This is a genomic window from Methylocystis suflitae, from assembly GCF_024448135.1.
Taxonomy (GTDB): Bacteria; Pseudomonadota; Alphaproteobacteria; order Rhizobiales; family Beijerinckiaceae; genus Methylocystis; species Methylocystis suflitae.
Genome location: NZ_JAMRYX010000099.1, coordinates 1 through 1,199, shown reverse-complemented (window position 1 = coordinate 1,199; position 1,199 = coordinate 1). Strand labels below are relative to the sequence as shown.

The 1,199-nt window shown below is 61.4% G+C and carries 1 pseudogene; it reads left to right on the top strand.

Annotated elements, in window-relative coordinates:
- Positions 1-1,199: pseudogene (locus tag NEI07_RS08445) on the top strand (recombinase zinc beta ribbon domain-containing protein); the annotation flags it as partial.

Below are 1,199 nucleotides of genomic sequence, written 5' to 3'. Positions count from 1 at the left end.
ACGGGAAGAGCGAGAAGCGCACTTCGATCGTCGACGGCAGAGCTCGGCGCAGTTATGGGCACGGGAAGCCGATCGGAACATGGGAGGTGATGCTAAAGGACCATCACGAGGGCTATATCGACTGGGCGGAATATGAGCGCAATCAAAAGCAACTTGCGCTCAACAATTACGGTCGCGCCGGCGGCGTAAAGTCTGGCCGGGGAGGAAGGGCGCTTCTGTCAGGCGTGCTGACCTGTAGGCGTTGCGGCCGGAGACTTTCGGTCGCCTACACCGGTAATCCGCAAAGCCGACCGGTATATCGCTGCGACAAACCAAACCTTATGATGGGCCAGCCCCGGTGCATGACCTTCGGCGGCCCGCGGGTAGACGCCGCGGTTGCCCGGGAGATTTTGAGGGCGGTCGAGCCAGTGGCGATCGAAGCCGCATTCAAGGCGGAGCAGATGCACCGGGAACAGCAAGAAGATCAGCAGCGCATCCTGGACATGGAGTTGCAGCAAGCCCGCTACGAAGCCAGCTTGGCGGAGCGACGTTACGCTGCTTGCGATCCGGACAATCGCCTCATCGCCGCGCAACTGGAAAAGAACGGGGAGGCCGCGCTCCGACGTGTCCGAGATCTGGAGGCGCGACAACCTGCAGAAAGGCGCCCGGATATCAAGGTCGACCCCAATGCTTCACCGACCTGGCGGACAATCTATCGGCGGCTTGGAATGCGCCCGGCGTGACGATGCGCGCTCGCCAGCAATTGCTCCGGTCATTGATCGCCGACATCGTAGTCGATGTTGACGATGAAACACGCGATGTCGTGCTCACGATCCATTGGCGTGGAGGTCAGCACTCCGAATTGCGCGTGCGCAAACCTCGAACAGGAGAACATGGTTGCGCGACAACCGAAGATGCGTTGGCGGTCATGAGAAGCATGGCCGGTCGCTGGTCTGACGAACACATTGCCGCGTCGCTGAATCGAATGGGCCTGCCCACTGGCCAGGGCAAGACGTGGACGGCGCATCGCGTTGCTTCCGTTCGACGCGTCCGTGGCATCCACGGGTATCGATCCGCGGAAAAGGATGGCGAATGGCTCACCATGGCAGAGGCGGCGAAGACTTTAGGCGTCACACACCACGCGATACGACGCCTGATCAAATCCGGCGCGCTTCCAGCAATACAGGTGGTTCCGGGCGCGCCGCATCAAATCCGCGCCG